The organism is Mesorhizobium sp. WSM4813 (assembly GCF_055811555.1).
This window is the reverse complement of the sequence record NZ_JBVVQU010000146.1, coordinates 1-910: the sequence shown is the minus strand read 5'-3', so window position 1 is coordinate 910 and position 910 is coordinate 1. Positions and strand designations below refer to the sequence as shown.

Annotated in this window: 1 protein-coding gene; it reads left to right on the top strand. The window is 64.9% G+C overall.

Annotated elements, in window-relative coordinates:
• Window positions 1–92 precede the first annotated feature (92 nt).
• The coding region (locus AC0L25_RS32410; protein ID WP_473599182.1) for an ISAs1 family transposase at window positions 93–910 on the top strand (818 nt) is incomplete at its 3' end.

Below are 910 nucleotides of genomic sequence, written 5' to 3'. Positions count from 1 at the left end.
GGCAGGGGAATCGCGTTTGAGTAGATGGGAAATTGCTTGCCAATTGGCGGGTTGTGGATTCTTGGGAGGACTCCGTTATTGTGGAGCTCTCGATGGAAACGATCCAGGCTGTGTTTGGTCATCTCGATCCGCGCGACCAGAACGCTCGACACGATTTTTGCGAGATACTGTTCATTGCCTTCGCTGCGATGCTGTGCGGCTCCAAGAATTGCTCCGACATCTGGCGCTTTGGGCAGGAAAAGGAAGCGATGCTGCGAAATGTGCTCACGCTGGCGCATGGCATCCCGTCGCACGACACCTTCTCGGCGCTGTTTCGCAAGCTTGTCCCTACGGCGTTCGCCGAGGCCTTCGCCGGCTTCATGCGCCATGTCGCGAGCGCTTCCGGCGGCGCGGGGCAGATCGCCATCGACGGCAAGTCGATGCGTGGCGCCTTCGAGAAGGGCCGCCAGTTCGCGCCGCGCATGATGGTGTCGGCCTGGGGCGCGCAGTTGCGCATGACGTTGGCGGCCTTGCCGGCACAGGGCGGCAACGAGGCCAGGGCGGCCATCGAACTGTTGCGCCTGATCGACCTGCGCGGCGCCGTGATTACGGCCGATGCGCTGCATTGCTCGACCCGCATGTCCGAGGAGATCACGCGGCGCGGCGGCGACTATGTGCTGGCCCTGAAAGGCAATCAGGGGCTGCTTCTGGCCGATGCCGAGCGCCTCATCGCCGGTCGCCCAACGCCCAAGGCGGCGCTGGCCGTTACCGAGGAGGTGAGCCACGGGCGCCTGGAGCGGCGGGCGGCGCGTGTCGTGCGTGCGCCGGGGCTTGGCCGCAAGCACGGCTTTGCCGGCCTCGCAGCCATCGGCGAGGTCAAGCGCACGCGTGTGACCGATGGCAAACGGGAGGAAGAGTGCTGTCTCTATGT